Below are 21,951 nucleotides of genomic sequence, written 5' to 3'. Positions count from 1 at the left end.
GAAGCATACAAACCGACGATATGACGTTGTTTGTTTGAGCACATTGACGTATTTAATATGCATTATGACGACAGAAGCTGATCTTACCCTCATCGCCCTCCTCCGTGAAAACGCCCGCGCCTCGACAGCCGACCTCGCACGGCGCCTCGGCGTGTCCCGAACCACTGTCCAAAGTCGCATTGAGAAGCTTGAAAAACGTGGGGTTATCGAGGGCTACACAGTACGAATCGCACCTGAATTCGAGCGCGATCTGGTCCGCGCCCATGTGCTGGTGACCGCACTACCCAAGCTTGCGCCCAAAGTCGAAACAGCTCTGCGCGGCATGATGGCCGTCCGTTCGCTCCATTCTGTCAGCGGACATTTCGATATGATCGTCGTTGTGGAAGCGCCATCCATACAGGAACTTGATGCTGTTCTGGATCGCATAGGCGCGCTGGAAGGCGTCGAGCGCACGATGTCATCGATCATCCTTTCGACACGGATCGATCGCTAAGGCGCAAGGATTAGCAATGCAGCAAACGAGGACTCTCGCACCCATCAGGAGGTGACTGCCCCACTCACACGCTTTCGGCGAAAGATCAGCGTCGCAAGGCCTAAAAGCACTGTGCCTGCGATGAACAGAAAAGCAGCGGCAGCGATAGCCGGACTGATATTTTCTCGAATTGTCGAAAACATCTGGCGCGCCAGAGTGCGCTGATTTGGACCGGCCACGAACAGAGTCAGCACAACTTCGTCCAGCGAAGTAGCAAACGCCAGCACTGCACCAGATGCGACGCCCGGCATGGCGAGCGGAAGAGTAATTTTCCGAAATACCGTCACGGGCGATGCACCAAGGCTTTCGGCTGCCAGTTCGACACGCCGGTCGATACCTGCCAGAGCGCCGGTAACACTCACCAGAACAAAGGGTATCGAAATCACGGTATGAGCAACAATCACACCGAGATAGGAATTCGCTATCCCGAGCCGGACGAACAACAACTGCATACCGACGCCCATGACCACGGCGGGAACAACCATGGGTAGGAGGAACAGAGTTTTAATCGGACCGGAAAGAAACAAAATCCTGCTGCGCAAGCCAAGTGCGGCCATGGTTCCCAGCACAGTTGCCAAGATCGTCGTTCCTGATCCGATAATCAGACTGTTAACGATTGCGCGCCGCCAGACGTCCGCTGTTGTAAGTTCCTCAAACCAGCGCACCGACCAGCCAGGCACCGGATAGGTCAGGAATACGCTGGATGTGAAAGCAAGTGGAAGAATCGCAAACAAAGGTGCAATCAAAAAGACCACAGCCGCTACACCGAACAGGATTTTAGCGAAGCGCCCCATAGTCACGCTCTCCCCTGCTCATCGGCGGTGAGTCGTCCGTAAACGGCATAGAGTACGAGACAGGCGACGAGCAGCACGAGCCCCAATGCGCCAGCCATACCCCAGTTGGCCGAACCGGTTGCGTAATAGGCAATGATCGAGCTTATCATCTGGTCGCTCGGCCCACCAATCAATGCTGGTGTGATGTAGTAGCCAATGGCACTCATGAACACGAGTAGCATTCCGGACAGAATCCCTCGCATACTTAACGGAAGTAGCACTCGCAGGAAGGCTCTCCACGGCGGTGCGCCGAGCGATGCAGCAGCTGGCATCAGATTGCTCGGGATCGATGCGAGCACACTATAAATTGGAAGAACCATGAACGGCAAAAGTACATGGGTCATGGCTATAACCACCCCTGCCCTGTTGAAGATCAGGGGAAAGGGCGTATCGGTGATACCAAGCCAAATCAGTGTATCGTTGATGAGGCCCTTGTCTTGCAGGAGGATGAACCAAGCCGCAGTTCGCACCAGCAATGAGGTCCATAACGGCAGCAGAACAGCCGCAAAAAGCACGTTTCTGACCCAGCCTTTAGACGATGCAAGCAATACAGCATAAGGGTAACCAATCACTGCACAGGATAGTGTCACCAGTGCAGCGATCCAGAATGTGCGCAGCATGATCGCCCGGTTGGCTGATGTACCGGGCGCCATTGAAACAATCTCTCCTGAGGCATCGCGTTCCATGTCTACGGCCGCGAGCAGATTGCGATCAGTTGTCGGAGAAAGCGCGTTTGCAATTGCCTGCCAAAACTCCGGTCGGCTCCATCGCTTGTCGATCATTTCAAGATCCGGAACTGGATCGCCTTTCTCGATTGCCGAAAGTGTCTTGCTCATCAGGGTCCGAAAACCCGATTGGGCGCTGTTCAAACGGCGAACCATATCGCCTACGGCCTGTTGGTCGGTTGAAGCCTTCAGATCCGTCACCAAAGCCTGTTTCATTTCTGGTGATGGACGCGATTGTCCGTCCCACAGACTTACAGCGTCAGCCGTCTGGGGAAGAACACGCAAAACCGCCGTATCGGATACGGCCTGCTTCATCATCACTCCGAGTGGCCACAGGAAAAACAAAGCAATGAAAACAAGCAAGGGCGCGATCAGAAACATCGCTCGGGCAGTTTTGCCGGATAGAACTGTCATGCTGCGATAGTCCAGCAGTCAACGGCATTGAACCCCGCCACGACATCCGTTCCGGGTGCCCATTCGCGCGCTTTTCTGTCGAGGCGCACGATAAAATCATGGGCGCTACCATCAAGCTGGATACGTAGATGATCCCCTTGATAGACACTGTCGATGACACGTGTTTTAAGAAGATTGTCCGAACCGCCCTCGCGGCCCAGTTCAATGCGCTCAGGCCGAATGGACAGGAGAACTTTCTGTCCCGTCGCCAGCGTTCCTTTTGATGATGCGGTTAGGATTCCGCCATCCTTCAGGCGAATAAAAGTGCTGGTACCTTCCACCCGCTCGATTATCCCTTCGGCGAGATTGGTTTCGCCTATGAACTCGGCCACAAACCGTGTCTGCGGCTCATCATAGATTGCGCGGGGCGTACCAATCTGTTCGATTTTTCCTTTGTTGAAGACAGCGATCCGATCCGACATGGTCAGTGCTTCGCTTTGGTCATGAGTGACGAAAACAATCGTCAGTCCTAACCGGCCGTGCAACGCACGAATGTCGAGTTGCATCTGCTCACGCAGCTGCTTGTCGAGCGCACCGAGCGGTTCATCCATCAAAACCACACCTGGTTCGAAAACCAGCGCGCGGGCAAGCGCCACGCGTTGTTGCTGTCCACCGGAGAGTTGGGACGGCTTGCGTTCGCGCATCGTGGAAAGCTGCACCATATCGAGCACCTTATCCACCAGCTTGCCGATATCCGCTTTCCCAATACCTCGCATCTGAAGCGGAAAAGCGACATTTTCGCCAACTGTCATATGGGGGAAAAGCGCATAGTTCTGAAAGACCACGCCCATATTGCGCTTGTATGAAGGAACCGCGTTGATTGCCTTGCCATCAACGTGAATCGCTCCACCGCTTGGATTTTCAAACCCCGCGAGCATCATCAAAAGTGTCGTCTTACCTGACCCGGAAGGACCGAGCAGGCTCACGAATTCACCTCGATCAATATCGAGGTTCAAACCATCTATGACTTTGAAATCACCGTAGGATTTACTGATATTCTCGAAGCGGATGCGGCAGTCCGTCAATGAATCACTCCATCTTCCGGAAACGGGGAAACCCCGCCGATATTGCACGACGGGGCCATAACTACGGATTATTGCGCCAGCCAGGCGTTGAAGCGCTTTGTCAACTCTTCGGAATTATCGATCCAGAAATCGACATCAAGCGGAAGGGCGTCTTTCAGATTGGCTTCCGCTGTTGGAAGATCCGATGCGAATTCCGCAGGCACCTTGCTTGCAGCCTCCTTGTTCGGCAGACCGTAAGCGACGTATTTCGGCAGTTTCACCTGATTTTCAGGCTGGCTGGCAAAAGCAATGAAATCCAGCCCTGCATCCTTGTTCTCGGCATCTTTCAGGATCACCCAGCTATCAACGGCATAAATACTTCCCGGCCAGACCACCTTGAAGTTCCTGCCTTCGCTCCGGTTTATACCCGTAATACGCCCGTTGTAGGCGGATGCCATCACCACTTCATCCGAGGCCAGCAATTGCAATGGTTGCGCCCCTGCTTCCCACCAGACGATGTTCGGCTTCAATTCATCGAGTTTTTTGAACGCACGGTCCACACCTTCCGGTGTCGAGAGCACGTCATAAACTTCATCCTTGCTGACCCCATCAGCGAGAAGCGCGAATTCTAACGTATACTTTGCGCCCTTACGCAAGGAACGCTTGCCTGGAAATTTCGTCACATCCCAGAAATCAGCCCAGGATTGCGGGCCATCTTTCAGCTTGTCCGCATTATAGGCGATTGCCGTCGACCACACGATTGCACCCACGCCGCAATCATTGACCGCACTGTCGAGGAATTTATCCTTGCCGCCAACCTTGTCCCAATCGATCTTCTCGTAAAGACCGTCCGCACAGCCGAGCGCCAGTTCTTCAGCCTCTACCTGTACCACGTCCCAGTTGGGTTTTCCCGCTTTCACCTTTGCCTGAACGACGCCATAACCACCATCCCAGGATTCATCTAGCAAGGGCTTGCCGGTCTTCTCGGAAAAAGGTTTGAAATAAATTTCACGCTGCGCGTCCTGATAGTTTCCGCCCCATGAAACGACGGTCAGGTCGCGGGCGGCAGCGGAGCCGGTATAAAGTGCAGTTGCGAGGAGTCCACCCATCAGGGCAAGGCGAGCAATTTTCATCGACATGTTCCCCATTTTGGTACGGCAGGTTGTTCCGACCGTTGTTGTAATGAGGTCATGCTAACTTGATCGGTAGTCGCGGGCAATATTGTAGTCGCCCAAGAATACAAAAGTCGTATCTGCTCTGTCAGGAACAACAAATCCGGGCGCTAAATGCCCGGATTTATCATTTAATCACGTTCAAGCACGTTCCAGTGCAATAGCAATGCCCTGCCCGACGCCGATGCACATCGTTGCGAGAGCATATTTGCCGCCGTTGAGTGATAATTCGAGCGCCGCCGTGCCTGCGATACGCGCCCCGGACATGCCGAGCGGATGCCCGAGAGCGATAGCGCCACCATTCGGATTGACGCGTTTGTCGTCATCGGCAATTCCAAGATCGCGCAACACTGCAAGACCTTGCGATGCAAATGCTTCGTTCAGCTCGATCACATCGAATGCATCGGGCGCAATGCCCGTACGTGCAGAAAGCTTCCTTGTCGCCGGAGCCGGGCCTATACCCATAATGCGCGGAGGAACACCTGCCGCGGCACCGCCTATAATGCGGGCAATCGGTGTAAGGTTGTATTTCTTGATGGCTGCTTCAGATGCGATGATAAGCGCAGCAGCTCCATCATTGACGCCGGAGGCATTACCCGCCGTCACGGTGCCCCCCTCACGGAAGGGCGTACCCAGCTTTGCGAGTGCTTCCAGGCTGGTCGCACGTGGATGTTCATCCTTGTCGATAACAACCGGATCACCCTTGCGTTGTGGGATCGTAACAGGAACGATTTCCTTCGCAAGGCGTCCATTGCCCTGCGCGGCAGCCGCCTCTTCCTGGCTACGAAGCGCAAAGACATCCTGATCCTGTCGCGAGATATTGAAATCCTCGGCAACGTTCTCACCCGTTTCAGGCATCGAATCGACGCCATACTGCTTTTTCATCAGGGGATTGATGAACCGCCAGCCGATCGTCGTATCGAAGATTTCCGCCTTGCGTGAAAATGCGCTGTCAGCCTTCGGCATCACGAAGGGAGCACGGCTCATGCTTTCCACACCACCAGCGATGAGTAGCTCTGCCTCACCAGACTTGATAGCTCGTGCAGCCGTTATGACTGCATCCATCCCCGAGCCGCAGAGACGGTTGATCGTCGTTCCGGACACGCCCACCGGCAATCCGGCCAGAAGCAGCGACATGCGCGCAACGTTGCGGTTGTCTTCGCCCGCCTGATTGGCTGAGCCAAAGATAACGTCATCGACAGCTTCCCAATCGACGGAACCGTTACGCTCCATAAGTGTTTTCAATGGAATAGCGCCAAGATCGTCAGCTCGAACTGAAGAAAGCGCGCCGCCATAACGACCGATGGGTGTGCGGATATAATCGCAAATGTAGGCTTCACTCATGGCGCGGCCTCACAACTCAGGGACAACAAGATCGGCAACAGGGCCATCGATGTGAAGCTTCGCGCCGGTCATGGCCTGAAGGTCTTCCAGGGTCATAGCGGCCAGCTTTTCACGCAGCACAAAACGCCCCTTGTCGATGTCGATCACCGTATGACTGGTATAGATGCGGGTGATACATGCGACGCCGGTTAGCGGAAAAGTGCACTTTTCGACCAGCTTTGGCTCGCCTTTCTTGGTCACATGCTCTGTAATGACGACGACCTGTTTCGCGCCATGCACGAGGTCCATCGCACCACCAACCGCTGGCACACCTTTGGCCCCTACCCGCCAATTCGCGAGATCGCCATTCTGGGCAACCTGATAGGCACCCAGGATTGCAACATCTAGATGGCCGCCACGCACCATTGCGAAGCTATCGGCATGATGGAAAAATGCCGCGCCAGGCTTCAGCGTGACGGCCTTCTTGCCAGCATTGATCAGGTCCCAGTCTTCTTCACCCTCGGGCGGCGCTTCACCGAAATCCAAAATACCGTTTTCCGTATGAAAAATAGCTTCCCTTCCTTCCGGCTGATAACGGGCGACCATTTCCGGGAAACCGATTCCGAGATTTACATAGGCACCATCCTGAATATCCTGTGCGGCGCGCCATGCAATCTGGGCATTGGACAATTTAATGTCCTCGTGAGTATCGATCGTCATGCGTAGGTCACTCCCGCGCGAATGAGTTCTTCTTCCTGCTGCGGATTTGCAACTTCGACGACACCGTCGACAAAAATGCCCGGTGTGATGACATTTTCTGGCTCAATGCTACCAAGCGGAACGATTTCAGATACTTGCACAATCGTTTCGGCTGCGGCCATACACATAAGCGGATTGAAATTGCGAGCGGCCATGCGATAGGTCAGATTGCCATGAATATCGCCAAGATGTGCTTTGATGAGCGCAAAATCGGCCTTCAGCCAACGTTCCTGCACATAAGGTTTTCCATCAAATTCGACTGTGATCTTACCCTCGGCAAGCTCCGTGCCATAGGCCGTTGGTGTATAGAAGGCAGGAATACCGGCACCGCCCGCGCGGATGCGTTCAGCAAGTGTTCCCTGTGGCACTAGTTCAAGATCGATTTCACCGGCAATATACTTGTCCGTGAAAGCGCGCGGATCAGAAGACCGTGGAAACGAACAGATCATCTTCCGAACCATCCCGGCATCGATCATGGCCGCGATACCGATGCGCCCATTGCCTGCATTGTTGTTGATCACAGTCAAATTCTTCGGCCCTTTGTCAATCAGGGCATGGATCAATTCTATTGGCGCACCTGAGCCACCAAATCCCCCGATCATGACGGTTGCCCCATCATCTATTCCGGCGACAGCCTCAGCCAGACTTCCGATTGTCTTGTCCATTTCACCTCCATACCGGAAAGCTCGACATTCCTGACTAAGCGCTTCCAGCTTCAATTAGGCTGGAGTTAGCCACCGCGTCGGCAAAGGGTCAAACATTTTGTGCGCTATTTGACATTTGTTCATATATCGCACAAATTAACAACGCAGACTAAGGGGATCTCATGCGCGAAACGGATTTCATTGGAGGCTTTGCCAAAGGACTGAAAGTCATCGAAGCGTTTGGTGAGGACCAGCCACGTCTTTCAATAGCGGACGTTTCGAAAATTACCGGCCTTGATCGCGCAACCGCGCGACGATGTCTGTTGACCCTCGCCGAACTCGGCTATGCTGAATATGATGGCAAGTTTTTCATGCTTCTGCCCAGGATTCTACGGCTTGGACATGCATATCTTTCTTCGACACCATTGCCGACAATCATACAGCCGCATCTGGATCGGCTCTCCGATACAGTTGGCGAGAGTGCATCGGCATCCGTTCTGGATGGAACGGAAATCGTTTATATCGCGCGCGCCTCACAAATGCGCGTAATGTCCATCAACCTCATGGCCGGAAGCAGGCTACCAGCCTACTGCGCTTCAATGGGGCGGGTACTTCTGGCGTGGCTTCCTGAACCGCAGGCGCAGGCGCTTCTCGAACGCACTGAACTGAAAGCATTGACGCCATTTACGAAAGTGGAGATTGGCCCACTCATGGCAGAACTCTCAATTATTCGTGGTCAAGGTTATGCAATCAACGATCAGGAACTGGAACTTGGACTGCGCTCCATCGCAGTCCCTGTCTTCAATCATCGAGGTTTAGTGGTCGCAGCACTCAACATCGGGGCACCCGTGGCCCATATCGAAACAAGTGAACTGGTGGAACGCTTCCTGCCCGCGATGCTTCAGATCCAGTCGGATTTGCGTAGCTTGCTAAGATAACCGTGGAGGATGAAAAATCCAATTTATTCTATGATGAGGAATCCAGAGCGGCCAAACGCTCACGTTCCCTCAAGCGGAATGTACGCGGTGTTTCGCCTGTCATCTTCAGGAAGAAGCGTGAAAAATATGCGGGATCTGAAAAACCAAGGCTATAGGCAATATGCTGCACCGACGACGGCATGGCAATCAAATCACGCCTAGCCGTCTCAATGAGCCTCTTTGCAACCATGTCTTGCGTCGTTGTTCCTGTCAGCTTTTTGACAGTCCGGTTAAGATGCGTCGATGAAACACCCAGTGATTTCGCATAGAACGAAACAGGTTTGTGTTCTCGATAATAGCGGTCAATCAATTCCTGCAAACGCTCGATGCGAGCATGCCCATATATCTGGCGATCTTCCTGCTTTGAGAGATTTGAAGAATATGCATGTCGCATAATGTAAACGAATACGGCTTGAACAAGAGATTCCAGCAAACTGTTTTTATATGGTTTTCTCGCGTGAAACTCATCTTGAACTTGCCGCAGAAGAGAGGAAAGTAAGATCAACTCTCCATCGCTCAGGCCTGCCATCGATATCAGTTGCGGCTGCATCAGCCACTCCGCCATCATACCCCCGGCGCCGCCTCCGGCAAACGGTATATGAGGGATCAAAATCGTCACGATATGCCCAACTATATCTCTTGAAAATGCAAACCCATGATTGAAACCGGGCGGCACCAGAATAGCGCATGGTGTCTGGAAGGAGCGGACGATGCCATCGAAATTTGCGTGTCCCTCACCGCCTTCAATGTACAAGAGTTGAAAAAAACTTTCGTGACGATGCAGGGTGATCTCGAAGTTGTGCAAGCTTGATCGAGAGAAAAGCGTTTCGCAATGCAGCCAGAAATCTGGCTTCTGCTCGGTTTCTTCTCCATAAAGCTCGTATGTTGGAACAGAATTATCCGACACGCGCCCTCCAATAATGTTCGATTTGTACAATAAATTGCCGGAATTATCCATTGCCAGATTGAAGGTTCGCTAAAGAATAAAGGCGGACTTGCATTGGGAGGAACATATGCGCACTCAGGTCGCAATCATTGGATCTGGCCCGTCCGGCCTGCTCCTCGGCCAACTTCTGACAAAAGCCGGAATAGACAATGTCGTACTGGATCGCGTCAGCGAGGATTACATTCTGGGTCGTGTTCGTGCGGGCGTACTAGAAGATGGCACTGTGCATCTAATGGATGAAGCCGGAGCATCAGCGCGCCTTCACGTCGAAGGACTACCTCACGACGGCTTCTCGCTCGCCTTTGGCGGACGGGACCACCGCGTCGACTTGCATAAATTGACCGGTAAGCGCGTTACGGTTTATGGCCAGACCGAAATGACGCATGATCTCATGGATGAACGGCGAAAGTCGAATACGACTAGCATTTACGAAGCCGCCAACGTAACACCTCATGATTTCGATACGATATCGCCATATGTCACTTATGAGAAAGAGGGCAGACCCCATCGGATAGATTGCGATTTCATCGCCGGGTGCGACGGATATCACGGCATAAGTCGCAAATCCGTACCGGACAAGGCAATCGAAACCTTCGAAAAGATTTACCCATTTGGCTGGCTGGGGATACTGGCAGATATTCCACCAGTCGCTCATGAACTGATTTATGCGAACCACGAACGCGGCTTTGCACTATGTTCCATGCGCTCGTTGACACGCAGCCGCTACTATATTCAATGTTCGCTTGACGAAAAAATCGACGACTGGAGTGACCAGCGCTTTTATGATGAATTGCGCCGACGTCTTCCGGAGCATCATGCCGAGGCTCTGGCAACTGGCCCCTCTTTCGAGAAATCCATCGCGCCTCTGCGCTCTTTCGTGGCTGAACCGATGCGCTTCGGACGGCTGTTCCTTGTCGGTGATGCCGCCCATATTGTTCCTCCTACTGGAGCAAAAGGATTAAACCTTGCTGCCAGCGATGTGCACTATCTCTATGAAGGACTGAGAGAGTTTTATTTGGATAGTTCGGAAGCGGGCATCGGCGTTTATTCTGCCAAGGCGCTCGCGCGTATCTGGAAAGCTGAGCGCTTTTCATGGTCCATGACCAAGATGCTGCACCGGTTTCCAGATATGGTTCTATTCGATCAGAAAGTACAAGAAGCAGAGCTCGATTATTTTTGCACGTCGGAAGCTGCTTCGACGGCACTTGCTGAAAACTATGTAGGACTACCGTTTTAAGGATGAACACTACAATTCAGATAAAGCTAATACTATCAAAATCCATCTATTATTGCTTAAGAGTAACATAAAAAACTGATGTTTTATTTTGGCATTGATATAGAATTCTGATTATCGTCACCCCCGGCGAGAAGTTCCGGCCAGAACTTCTCGCTTCTAGCGCGGTCAGCTACTTTTTGAGGTAGCTGACCGTGTTGATTTCTACGACTTAAAACCGGCAGCCTCACGCAATGTCTGGATTAGAATTTGCATCGCCGCTGTCTGCACCATGTCTGTACGCATGGTTAGCCCTACCGGCCCAGTTGTCTCGCTTGTATCAATTGGGAGCGCAACAAGCTTGCCTTCAGACACGTCTCTTGCCGCAACACCCTCCGAAATAATCCATACAGCATCACTGTCACGGACGAATGTACGTCCGAAAGCATCAGACACCGTCTCAATCTGAACAGGCAAGGCACCGATGCCGTTTGTAATCAGCAATCGATCCACAAACGGGCGAATGATCGAATTGCGTGTCGGCATCAAAACCGGATAGTTGGCCAGGTTTTCAAAAACGGCACGTCCATCAGTCAGGGGATGCCCGGACCGCACAAGAAACCGAACCTGCTCAGAATAAAGGTGTTCGAATGAAAACCCTGTCATCTTTTCAGGCGCAGCGAGGCGCCCAACGACCAGATCTAGATCGCCCACCCGCAGCTGCTCCAAAAGAACCGCATTTTCACCCGTCACGATTTTAACCCGACTGGATGTTCTCTCAGCAAGAAACAAGCTCATTGCTTTCGGCATGATGCGGGTCGACACCGTCGGCAATGCACCGATACGGATGGGTGGTCCTGATCCATCCAATTCTTGGGAGACGGAATCCAGTCCTTGCCGCAAGGCCGTCAGCGCCGTCCCCGCATGGCGCAAGAATACTTCGCCGAACCGCGTTATCCTTATGCCGCGACCATCACGTTCTATCACAGGAACGCCAAGAATCTCCTCCAGCTCACGTATTGTCTTGGTAACAGCAGGCTGGCTGATACTCAGGATTTCGGAGGCTTTGACCACACTTTTCTGTCGCGCAACCTCAACAAACGTATGAAGATGACGAAACTTGACCCTGTTCCCAATCACTTAACTATAACCCTGTAGTTATGATTTTTGGCAATAATATCATTTTACTTAACCAGTTTAAAGCGTGACAGTACTGCATAAGAGGAGAAAGCCGTGCAGTTTGCCTACATAAACGACATCGTTGTTCATTATGATTTTCAACGGGTAGCAGACGAAAAGCCCGTTCTGGTTTTCATAAATTCACTCGGAACTGATTTCCGCATCTGGGATGAAGTTCGCACACGCCTGCACAACGACATATCGACACTCGTTTATGACAAGCGCGGTCACGGCCTTTCAGATATCGGAAACACTCCCTACACTATCGAACTGCTCGCTGCCGATCTCGTTGGGCTACTCGACAGGCTATCGATAAAGCGGACAATCATTTGCGGCCTTTCTGTCGGCGGACTGATTGCACAGGGTGTTTATGCAGCGCGACCAGATCTGGTGACAGGGCTCGTCCTGTCAAATACCGCGCATAAAATCGGCACTGCAGAGATGTGGGATGCTCGTATAGCAGCTATTCAGCAGGACGGTCTGGCAAGCATCCTCGACGCAACGATGCCGCGCTGGTTCACGCCGGTCTATCGGCGCTCTGATAATCCCGCTTATCGGGCCTATTGCAATATGTTCATTCGACAACCGCTCGACGGCTATGCGGCCACCTGCGCTGCGCTGCGTGATGTGGATTTAACCGAAGCAGCCAAGAGTATTTCAGTGCCGACACTCTGTCTGGTCGGCGATCAGGACGGCTCCACGCCGCCTACTCTGGTGCGCGAACTGGCAAGCCTTATTCCTGAAGCCGACTTCGCAGATATCGCTGCCAGCGGCCATATTCCCTGCGTTGAACAGCCAGATGCTTATGTCTCGCTGCTGCGTAACTTTATTTCAAACAGATTCTAGCATGGAGAACAACCATGGCTGATAATGCCGTGCTGTCAGAACGTTACAAGATCGGCATGGATGTGCGCCGTTCGGTTTTGGGCGATACGCATGTGGATCGCGCTTCGAACAGCGCAACCGACCTTGATGCCCCATTTCAGGAGCTTATAACGGAAGCCGCATGGGGAACGGTCTGGTCGCGGCCTGGCTGGACCAAAAGGGAACGTTCCATTGTGACGATAGCGCTCCTTGCGGCATTAGGGCAAGACGACGAAGTCGCCATGCATATACGTGCCACAAAAAATACAGGCGCCACAAAGGAGGACATCTGCGAAGCATTGATGCATGTCGCAATCTATGCAGGGGTTCCAGCATCGAACCACGCATTCAAGATCGCCAAGCAGACCTATGCGCAGATGGAAGCGGAGGAAGCTAAAAAATGAAGAACAGTCTGCCGGAGACGACTCCATTCTTTGCTCGCGATCTGTCCATGCATCCACCGGCTTATACCCCGTGGTACAAAACCTCTGTACTCCGCTCACCTACCCGTGCTCTGCTTTCGCTAGAAGGCACCAAAAGTGAAATTACCGGCCCGGTATTCGGGCACAGTATGCTGCAAGAACTGGATAACGACCTTATCCTCAACTATGCGCGCCCTGGCGAAATGCCGATAGGTCCACGCATCCTTGTTCACGGCCGTGTTCTGGACGAAAGTAACCGTCCTGTTCCTGGCGCCTTGCTGGAGTTCTGGCAGGCCAATGCAGGTGGGCGCTATCGCCATAAGAAAGAAACCTATCTCGCAGCCATCGATCCCAACTTCGGTGGCGTCGGTCGCACGATTACCGACGAGAACGGCTATTACTGGTTCAAGACCATCAAGCCCGGCCCATATCCCTGGCCGAATGGCGTGAACGACTGGCGTCCTGCTCACATTCATTTCTCGGTGTTCGGCCATGGTTTTGCGCAGCGCCTCATCACACAGATGTATTTCGAAGGTGATCCGCTGATCTGGATTTGCCCGATCGTCAAAACCATTCCGGATAAAACCGCTATCGAACGGCTGGTAGCACCTCTGGACATGAACGCTAATCTGCCGATGGACATGCTCGCTTACAAATTCGACATCGTGTTGCGTGGACGCCGTTCGACCTTCTTTGAAAATCGCCCGGAGGGCAACTGATATGGTTCAACCTCTCGGCTATCTGAAAGAAACCGCCTCCCAGACAGCTGGGCCTTACGTCCATATCGGACTGACCCCCAACTTTGTCGGCATCAACGGTGTATTTGAGCAAGATCTCGGCTCCGGTCCTCTCTATGGTGAGAAGACCGCTGGCGAGCGCATCACTATCAAGGGCCATGTGATTGACGGCATGGGCGCGCCACTCCGCGATGCGCTTGTCGAAATATGGCAAGCGGATGCGAAAGGCCTTTATAACAGCCCTTCCGAAACTACAGGGAAGGCCGACGCTGGTTTTCGTGGTTGGGGCCGTTGCCCGAGCCATATGGATACAGGCGAATTTACTTTCGAGACGATCAAGCCTGGCCGCGTCTCTTTCAAAGATGGCCGCCTTATGGCGCCACACGTCACCTTGTGGATTGTAGCCCGCGGCATTAATCTCGGCTTGCAAACGCGGATGTATTTTTCCGATGAAACCGATGCCAATGCAGAGGACCCTGTTCTTGCACGCATCGAACATCGCAGCCGCGTGCAAACCCTGATCGGTCAGCGTGAGGATAGCGTCTATCATTTCGATATTCACTTGCAGGGCGATAAAGAAACCGTCTTTTTCGATATTTAACGCATGAGCATCTCGGTCTTCGAACATCCATTTCTGGCGCAGCTTTTCGGCGACGACGAAGAGATACTAAGCCTTTTTACGGCGGCAGCTGACATTATGCAGATGCTTCGCTTCGAAGCGACTCTGGCTGAAGCGCAAGCTGCCTTGGGTCTCATACCAGTAGAAGCCGGACGCGCAATCGCGCAAGCCGTAGAAACATTTGAGCCCAATCTGTCCGATCTGGCAAAAGCGACTGCGCGGGACGGTGTTGTCATTCCTTCATTCGTAAAAGAACTGCGTCTGGCGGTCGGAACGAATTATGGCGAGTATGTTCATTTCGGCGCGACGAGCCAGGATGTCATCGATACGAGCTTGATTTTGCGGTTGAAGCGCGTCGGTACAATTCTCCATAGGCGAATTCAGCAACTCACGATACGTTTCGATTTGCTTGAAACGGCGTTCGGAAAGAATATCTTGACCGGCTATACGCGCATGCAGCCCGCTATCCCGATCAACGTATCCGACCGCATCTCAAGCTGGAAAATTCCGCTTGGTGCTTATGAGACCAAACTGAATACCATCGCCTTTCCTGTGCAGTTCGGAGGAGCCGTTGGAACGCTTGAAAAATTCGGCGATCAGGCACCAGCTTTACGTGCTTTGCTGGCTGATAAACTTGGATTGCACCATAGCCCACAATGGCATAGCCAGCGGGCTTTCATTGTCGAGTTCGGCAATCTGCTTTCGCTGATTACGGGTAGTCTTGGTAAATTTGGACAAGATATTGCGCTCATGGCTGAACTGGGTACAGAACTATCCTTGACAGGCGGCGGCGGTTCATCCGCCATGCCCCACAAGCAAAATCCGGTGTCGGCAGAGATACTGGTCAGCCTTGCCCGTTTCAATGCAGCCCAAATGGGTGGTCTTCATCAGGCAATGGTGCACGAGCAGGAGCGCTCCGGCTCGGCCTGGATGATCGAATGGATGATCCTGCCACAAATCGTTGCGTCGACAGGCAGTGCTCTCAAGATTGCATCAACCCTGATCGATAAGGTGGTTCGGATCGGAAGCGAGCAATCCTCGGACACATAACCATCTGGATATCGTTTATAAGGAATTTTTCATTTTACATGACCAATTAGATAGGCATGCTGAAATCAGGACATTCCCTGTTGCGACAAGACGGTCACGCGCGGGAATGGTGGGCGATAGGGAGGAGAACATGAAGAAAATCACATTAACCGCGCTTGCGGTCTTTTCACTTGCAACATCAGCAGCTTATGCCGATGTGGTGAAGGTCGGTGTCATCGGCCCATTTTCAGGCCCGTTTGCTCTTCAGGGGAAGAACTTCAAGGCTGGCATCGACGCTTATATGACCGAGCACGGCAACAAGATCGGCGATGACACTGTCGAGATCGTTTATCGTGATGTGCCGCAGGCTGATCCAGCGCAGTCCAAGGCGCTTGCGCAGGAACTCGTGGTCAAGGAAGGCGTGCAATATCTCGCCGGCTTTTACTTCACCCCTGACGCCATGGCGGTTACGCCCATTCTCAAACAGGGCAATGTGCCAATGGTGGTCATGAATGCCGCCACCTCATCCATCGTAACGAAGAGCCCTTATGTGGTGCGTACATCGTTCACCACATGGCAAACATCAACCCCGATTGCGAAGGTCGCACTCGATAAGGGTGTAAAGAAAGTCATCTCGGTTGTGAGCGATTATGGGCCGGGCGTGGATGCGGAAAACGCCTTCAAGGCAGCGTTCACGGAGGCTGGCGGCGAAGTGGTTGAAGCTATTCGCATGCCGCTCGCTACGAACGATTTCAGTCCGATCATGCAGCGCATCAAGGATTCCGGCGCGCAAGGCGTTTTTGCTTTTCTGCCATCCGGCCCAACGACGCTTGGCTTTATGAAGTCCTATGTCGACAACGGGTTGAAGGGTTCCGGCATCCAGCTTTTCGCTCCTGGCGATCTAACACAGGAATCTGATCTTCCGGCACTGGGAGAGAATGCTCTCGGTGTTCTTACGACTTTCCACTACGCAGTCTCGCACGACTCGCCGGAGAATAAGAAGTTTGTCGAGGAAGCCCGAAAGGCTATCGGCAATCCTGTGGAGTTGTCTTTCCCTTCAGTCGGCGCTTATGACGGCATGCATGTCATCTACAAGATGATCGAAGCGACTGGCGGTGAAAAAGATGCTGAAAAAGCAGTCGAGGCCGTGAAAGGCATGGAATGGATTAGCCCCCGCGGCCCTGTATCCATCGACCCTGAAAGCCGTCATATGACGCAGAACATCTATCTGCGTGAAGTCGCCAAAGCTGATGACGGCACGTACTATAACAAAGAAATCCAGACCTTCGAGAAGCAGGGCGACCCCGGCCTAAAAGCTCAGTAGCTCTGGCATTCAATAGTCAACGTCTTGATGGCTGAACAGCCTTAAAGCATGCATGCTCGTGGCTCATAACTGCGTATTTTAACACGTACCCCGAAAGCCCTTTTCCGCTTTTGGGGGTACGCCCAACAGGACCACTCAATGCAGACTGTGCTCAGCATTGCTGTCGATGCCCTCGCCTATGGCATGGTGCTTTTCGTCATTTCCATCGGCCTTTCAGTCACCATGGGCTTGATGCGCGTCGTCAATCTCGCTCACGGCGCATTTGCAATGATCGGCGGCTACTTCGCATCCTATGCTGCCCAGCAGCTTGGCCTCAATTACGGCTTTGCGATCATCATCGCCGTTGTCGGCACGATGATAATCGCCGTTCCGGTGGAGAGACTGCTCTATCGGCGCATTTATGGGGCGCCTGAACTGACACAGGTGCTGATGACCATCGGCATCACTTTCTGCATCATCGGTCTCACCAATTATATATTCGGACCGACGCTGAAGACCATTCCTTTGCCTGAAATGTTGCGTGGATCGGTTGACCTTGGTTTTCGCTCCATTGCGAAACATCGCGTCTTTGCAATCGGATGCGGATTCGCCGTGGCTCTCGGCCTTTGGTACATCATCGAACGAACAGCCTTCGGCGTGAAACTGCGAGCTGCCGTCGACAATGCCAACATGGCGGCAGCCCTCGGCGTGCGGACTGAAATTGTTTACGCGATCAGCTTTGCGCTTGCCATCGGGCTCGCAGCTTTCGGCGGCGTTGTTGGTGCCGAACTTTTGCCCGTCGAACCCTATTATGCACTCCGCTACATGGTGACATTTCTGGTTGTCGTCTCCGTTGGCGGTGCAGGCTCCATACCGGGAGCGTTGATTGCCTGTCTTCTGCTCGGTGCAATCGATACAACCGGTCGTTATCTGGCACCGGAATATGGCGAGTTCTTCTTTTATCTGGCGGTGATCGTCATTGTGACCTTATTCCCGCGCGGTCTTGCAGGAAGGCTGGCCCGGAAATGACCGATATGACGCAAAATCTTTCCCAACCTCGTCATTCCTATGCAGGTCTCATTGGCGTCGTGGCCATTACTGCGGCCAGCGTGGTTGGCTGGTTTCTGTTCCCCGACAATCTGGCATTGTTGACCCGCATTATTGCCATTGCCCTACTTGTCTTGTCTCTCGACCTCGTGACAGGCTATTGCGGTATAGCAACGCTTGGTCACGCTGCGTTGTTTGGAGCTGGTGCCTATGGTGCTGGCATCGCTGCTGCCCATTTCGGTATTACCGACCCGATACTAATGACACTTATCGGTCTTGTTGCAGGCGCCATCACCGGGCTTATTTCCGGTACGATCATCCTGCGCGCTCATGGACTGGCACAACTCGTTCTGTCGATCGCCGTTGTTCATCTGTTCCACGAAGCCGCCAATAAAGCATCAAATTGGACTGGCGGGAGCGATGGGCTAAGCGGCATTTCGCCCGATCCCATTTTCGGCATGTTCGAGTTCGATCTCTACGGACATACAGTCTATATCTACGCTGTCGTCCTGCTGCTCGTTTCCTTCATTTTCCTGCGTTATGTTGTACGCTCACCCTTCGGCATGCTTTGCCGGGGAGTGAAAGAAGACCCGACTCGCATTCATGCGATGGGCGCTTCGGTTCAGTCCACGCAGCTTCGTATGTATGTCATTTCGGGTGCTGTCGCCGGCATTGGCGGCGCGCTCAACGCAATTTCCACTCAGGTCGTTGGCCTCGATAGCCTCAGCTTCACCATGTCAGCGGAAGCCCTTGTCATGTTGGTTCTGGGGGGCACCGGATCGCTGTTCGGCGGGCTGATTGGCACAGTTGTATTCATGTGGTTCGAAGACCTCGTCTCTGCTGCAAACCCCTTCCACTGGCTTACGATGGTTGGCGCCCTGCTGATCGCCGTCGTGCTGTTTGCGCCGCGCGGCCTCTATGGAACCGTGGCCTATTACTTCGAAAAGAAGGCGCATCACAAATGAGCACAGTGTTTGAAGTAACGAAACTGCGCAAGAATTTCGGCGGTCTGGCGGTCACGAACGATGTATCGCTTAGCATGGCGAAAGGCGACCGTGTCGCCCTCATTGGTCCTAACGGCGCGGGCAAAACCACTTTCGTCAATCTTGTTACAGGCAACCTCGCGGCGACCTCCGGCACCGTGGCATTGGGCGGCGAGAATGTCTCCAAACTTAACGCCATGCAACGTGTCAGACGCGGGCTGGTGCGTTCATTTCAGGTTACCCGTCTCTTTTTTGACATGACGCCCGAAGAACACGTGGCTCTCGCTGTCCTGCAACGCGAAGGCAAGACGGGACGCATTCTCGGCAACTATAGCAACATGCCGGAAGTCATGGATGAGGTTCGCGATATTCTTGAAGCGCTCGGGCTTCTGCATCTAAGGCAATTAAGGGTGAGCGATATCGCATATGGCCAACAGCGGCTTCTGGAAATTGCCCTTGCTTTGGCGCTTCGTCCCAAAGTGCTACTGCTTGATGAACCCGCCGCTGGTGTTCCGCAAAGCGATACGGGTCGCATTGAAGAAGCGCTCGATCGTCTGCCGGCAGATCTCGCAGTTCTAATGATTGAGCACGACATGGACCTCGTTTTTCGCTTTGCAAAGCGCGTGGTCGTGCTCGCCGCCGGAACCGTAATTTTTGACGGATTGCCAGAAGATGTCGTGCAGGACGCTCGCGTCCGCGAAGCCTATCTCGGGAGCTATGCACAATGAGTGCCGCCTCAATTGAAGTTCGCAACCTCTCTTCCGGTTACGGCCCGACACGCGTCATCGAGGACGTCTCATTCAAGGCGGAACCGGGATCGCGGCTTGCCATTCTGGGCCGCAACGGCGTCGGCAAGACCAGCCTCTTTGCTACCATCGCAGGTCAAACCCGTCGTTATGGCGGTGAAATTCTGCTGAGTGGGAAGAATATAGCCACGCTTCCATCGGCGGCGCGCGCAATTGCCGGTCTTGGCTATGTACCGCAAACTCGGGATGTTTTTCCAACCCTCACCGTCGAAGAAAACCTCTTCGTTGGCCTCAAGAACCGGCCAAAGGATGCGCTAGAAGAAGCCTATGCGATGTTTCCGCGTCTGAAGGAGCGACGCAGTAATCTTGGCTCACAACTTTCCGGCGGCGAACAACAGATGCTTTCCACCGCGCGGAGCATTCTCGGGCGACCGACGGTGCTTCTGTTGGATGAGCCGCTGGAAGGGCTTGCTCCCGTCATCTGCGAAGAACTGATGACCGCATTTTCAACCTTGGCGCAAAAGGGCGACATGACGATCCTGCTCGTCGAGCAACGTATCCAGAGCGCGCTCGACTTTGCCGATCATGTCATCATACTGGAACGTGGGCGCATCGCGTGGTCAGGTACATCGGCAGAACTCGGCGAAAACCAACAAACTGTCGAAGAACTGCTGGGTGTCGGCGGCCTGCACTAATCAGTTGCCAACAAACTCGAACTTATCGACATCCACGAGACCTCTGTCGGTAATCTTGAGATGCGGGATCACTGGCAGGGCGATGAAGGCCAGTTGCAAGAATGGCTCTTCCAGAACCGAGCCCAGTTCTTCGGCTGCGTGACGCAGCACACGAAGCTGGTCGCGAACGGTTTCGTATGGCTCGGCGCTCATCAATCCGGCAATGGGCAAAGGCATTTCAGCCAACACCTTGCCATCACGCACGACGACAAAACCACCTTCAATTTCACCCAAACGGTTTGCAGCCGCCGCAATATCTTCGTCGGATGTGCCCACCACACAGATATTATGGCTGTCATGACTGACGGTTGAGGCGATAGCACCCGATTTCAAGCCGAATCCATGCACAAAGCCGGTCGCAATATTTCCATTTTTGCCGTGACGTTCGACAACGGCGATCTTGACGACATCTTTTTCGAAATCAGGCTCGACGCCGTTCGGTCCGACCTTGAGGTCGAATTCGAGGCTCTCGGTAATAATCTTGCCGGGAATGATCCCGATTGCACGGGTTTTCCCGCTGTTTGAGTGAGAACGGAAACTGGATGCGCTGACTTTGGGTGCCTTGACACTATTGCGCCCGACAGGAGCAACAGGCTGACGAGTGGCAAATAAATCGTCTGAAACCACCCTACCTGCAGACAGCACGATTTCTGCGTGACAGCCTTCGAGACTATCCACTACAACGAGGTCGGCGCGCTGGCCCGGCGCAACCAAGCCGCGGTCGAAAAGACCGAAAGCACGTGCCGCAGAAATGCTCGCGGCTCGATAAATGGCAATCGGCTCAACACCGCCTGCAATTGCCGTACGAATAAGATAATCCAGATGTCCCTGATCGGCGATATCCAGCGGATTACGGTCATCCGTGCATAGCGCCAGAAACTGTGCGTGACGCTCGGTCATAATCGGCATAAGCGCCTTTAGATCTTTGGAAACAGACCCTTCACGCACTAGCACATGCATACCCTTGCGCATCTTTTCGAGCGCTTCTTCCGCAGTTGTCGCCTCGTGTTCGGTACGAATGCCTGCGGAAATATAGCCATTCAGATCAAAACCGCGCAGAAGAGGTGCATGGCCATCGATGTGCCGCCCTTGAAACGCCTTGAGCTTCGCCATGCATTCTGGGTCTTTCGCCAGAACACCTGGAAAATTCATGAATTCTGCAAGTCCAATCACCTGGGGATGGTCAGCAAAAGGCAACAGATCATCAATCAGGAGTTTAGCGCCAGACGTTTCCATATGGGTCGCTGGCACGCAACTCGAAAGCTGCACGCGAATATCCATGATGGTTTCCAACGCACTATCGAGGAAAAATTTTATGCCTTCTGCACCCAGCACATTTGCAATTTCGTGCGGATCGCAGATCACCGTAGTGACGCCCTGCGGCAATACACACCGGTCAAACTCATGTGGCGTTACGTGCGAGGATTCTATGTGAAGGTGCGTATCGATAAATCCAGGCACGGCAATCCGCCCGGAAATGTCGATTTCACGCTTGCCCTGATAATTGCCGAATGTGCCGACAATTCGGTCGCCGCAGATCGCTACATCGCTTTCGACAAGCTCTCCTGTTACGAGATCGAAGAAACGTCCGTTCTTCAAGACGATGTCGGCGGGCTCCCGACCTACACCCTGATCGATCATCCGTTCCAGCATCACGCCACCTCACATTCGGAATCAATTGTCGAAAGCTATCACAATGCAAGGCGC

The 21,951-nt window shown here is 53.2% G+C and carries 22 protein-coding genes and 1 pseudogene; 13 read left to right on the top strand and 10 right to left on the bottom strand.

Annotated elements, in window-relative coordinates; genetic code table 11:
• The first annotated feature begins 64 nt into the window (after positions 1 to 64).
• Positions 65 to 493: an Lrp/AsnC family transcriptional regulator gene (locus HWX93_RS15045; RefSeq protein ID WP_061347140.1), complete on the top strand. Its 429-nt coding sequence runs from the start codon at positions 65 to 67 to the stop codon at positions 491 to 493.
• 44 nt (positions 494 to 537) lie between these two features.
• Here the strand turns inward: HWX93_RS15045 and HWX93_RS15040 are convergent, their stop codons facing one another.
• From HWX93_RS15040 to HWX93_RS15010, 7 genes are all read right to left on the bottom strand, one after another.
• Positions 538 to 1,326 carry an ABC transporter permease gene (locus tag HWX93_RS15040; protein WP_109986548.1) on the bottom strand — a complete coding sequence of 263 codons (789 nt, stop codon included), beginning with the start codon at positions 1,324 to 1,326 and terminating at the stop codon, positions 538 to 540.
• Between the two features lie 2 nt (positions 1,327 to 1,328).
• Positions 1,329 to 2,504 carry an ABC transporter permease gene (locus HWX93_RS15035; RefSeq protein ID WP_176037804.1) on the bottom strand — a complete coding sequence of 392 codons (1,176 nt, stop codon included), beginning with the start codon at positions 2,502 to 2,504 and terminating at the stop codon, positions 1,329 to 1,331.
• Positions 2,501 to 3,568 carry an ABC transporter ATP-binding protein gene (locus tag HWX93_RS15030; protein ID WP_176037803.1) on the bottom strand — a complete coding sequence of 356 codons (1,068 nt, stop codon included), beginning with the start codon at positions 3,566 to 3,568 and terminating at the stop codon, positions 2,501 to 2,503. Before HWX93_RS15030 ends, HWX93_RS15035 begins: the two co-directional genes overlap by 4 nt.
• Positions 3,569 to 3,636: 68 nt before the next feature.
• Positions 3,637 to 4,680 (bottom strand): ABC transporter substrate-binding protein, encoded by a 1,044-nt coding sequence (locus tag HWX93_RS15025; RefSeq protein ID WP_176037802.1) that lies wholly within the window; start codon positions 4,678 to 4,680, stop codon positions 3,637 to 3,639.
• A gap of 180 nt (positions 4,681 to 4,860) precedes the next feature.
• Complete coding sequence (gene pcaF, locus HWX93_RS15020) at positions 4,861 to 6,063, bottom strand: 3-oxoadipyl-CoA thiolase (RefSeq protein WP_176037801.1); 1,203 nt, start codon at positions 6,061 to 6,063, stop codon at positions 4,861 to 4,863.
• Between the two features lie 9 nt (positions 6,064 to 6,072).
• Positions 6,073 to 6,762 carry a CoA transferase subunit B gene (locus tag HWX93_RS15015; RefSeq protein WP_176037800.1) on the bottom strand — a complete coding sequence of 230 codons (690 nt, stop codon included), beginning with the start codon at positions 6,760 to 6,762 and terminating at the stop codon, positions 6,073 to 6,075.
• A complete protein-coding gene (locus tag HWX93_RS15010) occupies positions 6,759 to 7,466 on the bottom strand; it encodes a 3-oxoacid CoA-transferase subunit A (protein WP_176037799.1) in 708 nt (235 codons plus the stop codon). The genes HWX93_RS15015 and HWX93_RS15010 overlap by 4 nt, the downstream gene beginning before the upstream one ends.
• A 161-nt stretch (positions 7,467 to 7,627) precedes the next feature.
• Between HWX93_RS15010 and HWX93_RS15005 the strand changes: the two genes are divergently transcribed.
• Positions 7,628 to 8,383, top strand: a complete 756-nt coding sequence (locus HWX93_RS15005; RefSeq protein WP_176037798.1) for an IclR family transcriptional regulator — start codon at positions 7,628 to 7,630, stop codon at positions 8,381 to 8,383.
• 28 nt (positions 8,384 to 8,411) lie between these two features.
• Here the strand turns inward: HWX93_RS15005 and HWX93_RS15000 are convergent, their stop codons facing one another.
• Entirely contained in the window at positions 8,412 to 9,329 is a 918-nt protein-coding gene (locus HWX93_RS15000; protein WP_235969114.1) for a helix-turn-helix domain-containing protein, read from the bottom strand.
• Positions 9,330 to 9,435: 106 nt separating this feature from the next.
• Here HWX93_RS15000 and pobA point away from each other — a divergent pair, with 106 nt between their 5' ends.
• On the top strand, positions 9,436 to 10,605 hold the full coding sequence (gene pobA / locus HWX93_RS14995; protein ID WP_109986539.1) for a 4-hydroxybenzoate 3-monooxygenase: 1,170 nt from the start codon (positions 9,436 to 9,438) through the stop codon (positions 10,603 to 10,605).
• Between the two features lie 201 nt (positions 10,606 to 10,806).
• Here the strand turns inward: pobA and pcaQ are convergent, their stop codons facing one another.
• Positions 10,807 to 11,721 carry a pca operon transcription factor PcaQ gene (pcaQ, locus tag HWX93_RS14990; RefSeq protein ID WP_176037796.1) on the bottom strand — a complete coding sequence of 305 codons (915 nt, stop codon included), beginning with the start codon at positions 11,719 to 11,721 and terminating at the stop codon, positions 10,807 to 10,809.
• A 93-nt stretch (positions 11,722 to 11,814) separates the two neighbouring features.
• Between pcaQ and pcaD the strand changes: the two genes are divergently transcribed.
• The 10 genes from pcaD to HWX93_RS14940 all read left to right on the top strand — a co-directional run bounded on the left by pcaD (position 11,815) and on the right by HWX93_RS14940 (position 20,205).
• Complete coding sequence (pcaD, locus tag HWX93_RS14985; RefSeq protein ID WP_176037795.1) at positions 11,815 to 12,606, top strand: 3-oxoadipate enol-lactonase; 792 nt, start codon at positions 11,815 to 11,817, stop codon at positions 12,604 to 12,606.
• Between the two features lie 14 nt (positions 12,607 to 12,620).
• Complete coding sequence (gene pcaC, locus HWX93_RS14980; RefSeq protein WP_176037794.1) at positions 12,621 to 13,028, top strand: 4-carboxymuconolactone decarboxylase; 408 nt, start codon at positions 12,621 to 12,623, stop codon at positions 13,026 to 13,028.
• Entirely contained in the window at positions 13,025 to 13,765 is a 741-nt protein-coding gene (gene pcaH / locus HWX93_RS14975; RefSeq protein WP_176037793.1) for a protocatechuate 3,4-dioxygenase subunit beta, read from the top strand. Before pcaC ends, pcaH begins: the two co-directional genes overlap by 4 nt.
• Position 13,766: 1 nt before the next feature.
• Positions 13,767 to 14,384: a protocatechuate 3,4-dioxygenase subunit alpha gene (pcaG, locus tag HWX93_RS14970; protein WP_109986534.1), complete on the top strand. Its 618-nt coding sequence runs from the start codon at positions 13,767 to 13,769 to the stop codon at positions 14,382 to 14,384.
• 3 nt (positions 14,385 to 14,387) lie between these two features.
• Positions 14,388 to 15,452: a 3-carboxy-cis,cis-muconate cycloisomerase gene (locus tag HWX93_RS14965; protein WP_176037792.1), complete on the top strand. Its 1,065-nt coding sequence runs from the start codon at positions 14,388 to 14,390 to the stop codon at positions 15,450 to 15,452.
• A 130-nt stretch (positions 15,453 to 15,582) separates the two neighbouring features.
• Entirely contained in the window at positions 15,583 to 16,755 is a 1,173-nt protein-coding gene (locus tag HWX93_RS14960) for an ABC transporter substrate-binding protein (RefSeq protein WP_109986532.1), read from the top strand.
• A gap of 138 nt (positions 16,756 to 16,893) precedes the next feature.
• Positions 16,894 to 17,763 (top strand): branched-chain amino acid ABC transporter permease, encoded by an 870-nt coding sequence (locus HWX93_RS14955; RefSeq protein ID WP_109986531.1) that lies wholly within the window; start codon positions 16,894 to 16,896, stop codon positions 17,761 to 17,763.
• Positions 17,760 to 18,746: a branched-chain amino acid ABC transporter permease gene (locus HWX93_RS14950; RefSeq protein ID WP_109986530.1), complete on the top strand. Its 987-nt coding sequence runs from the start codon at positions 17,760 to 17,762 to the stop codon at positions 18,744 to 18,746. The genes HWX93_RS14955 and HWX93_RS14950 overlap by 4 nt, the downstream gene beginning before the upstream one ends.
• Positions 18,743 to 19,492, top strand: coding sequence for an ABC transporter ATP-binding protein (locus tag HWX93_RS14945; RefSeq protein WP_109986529.1), 750 nt, complete (start codon positions 18,743 to 18,745; stop codon positions 19,490 to 19,492). Before HWX93_RS14950 ends, HWX93_RS14945 begins: the two co-directional genes overlap by 4 nt.
• On the top strand, positions 19,489 to 20,205 hold the full coding sequence (locus tag HWX93_RS14940) for an ABC transporter ATP-binding protein (protein WP_109986528.1): 717 nt from the start codon (positions 19,489 to 19,491) through the stop codon (positions 20,203 to 20,205). The genes HWX93_RS14945 and HWX93_RS14940 overlap by 4 nt, the downstream gene beginning before the upstream one ends.
• On the opposite strand, the pseudogene ade reads toward HWX93_RS14940, so the two are convergent.
• Positions 20,206 to 21,946, bottom strand: a pseudogene (gene ade, locus HWX93_RS14935) (adenine deaminase).
• Positions 21,947 to 21,951 lie beyond the last annotated feature (5 nt).

The sequence above is a fragment of the Brucella tritici genome (assembly GCF_902825325.1).
GTDB lineage: Bacteria > Pseudomonadota > Alphaproteobacteria > Rhizobiales > Rhizobiaceae > Brucella.
The sequence above is the reverse complement of the archived record's forward strand: the minus strand, read 5'-3'. Positions and strand labels throughout refer to the sequence as shown.